This is a genomic window from Methylobacterium bullatum, from assembly GCF_014845095.1.
GTDB lineage: Bacteria > Pseudomonadota > Alphaproteobacteria > Rhizobiales > Beijerinckiaceae > Methylobacterium > Methylobacterium bullatum.
Genome location: NZ_NKUG01000295.1, coordinates 1 through 579, shown reverse-complemented (window position 1 = coordinate 579; position 579 = coordinate 1). Strand labels below are relative to the sequence as shown.

General features: G+C 72.5%; 1 pseudogene. It reads left to right on the top strand.

The window, feature by feature from the left end:
* A pseudogene (locus MBTS_RS23235) lies at positions 1-579 on the top strand (urea carboxylase); the annotation flags it as partial.

Here is a 579-nt window from a genome sequence, read left to right as displayed (position 1 = left end):
GGCGCCATCGCCGGCCCCGGCCAGCGCAGCTACCTCGCCCTGCGCGGCGGTTTCGCCGCGCCGGTCGTCCTCGGCTCGCGGGCGACCTTCGCGCTCGGCGCCTTCGGCGGCCACGCCACCGGCGTCCTGAAGGCCGGCGACGTCCTCCACCTCGGCGATGCGCCCGAGGTCGAAGCCTCGATGCCCGAGCCTGCGCCCCTCACCCATGCCTGGGAGATCGGCGTGGTCTACGGGCCGCACGGCGCGCCGGACTTCTTCCGGGACGAGGACATTTCGGACTTGTTCTCAGCCTCTTACGAGGTTCACTTCAACTCGGCCCGCACCGGCGTGCGTCTTGTCGGCCCGACCCCGCTCTGGGCGCGCAGCGACGGCGGCGAGGCGGGGCTGCACCCGTCGAACCTCCACGACAACGCCTACGCCATCGGCTCCATCGACTTCACCGGCGACATGCCGATCCTCCTGGGGCCGGACGGCCCGAGTCTCGGCGGCTTCGTCTGCCCGGCGGTGATCGCCCGCGACGAGCAGTGGAAGATGGGCCAATTGCGGCCGGGGGATACGGTGCGGTTCAGGGCGGTGGCG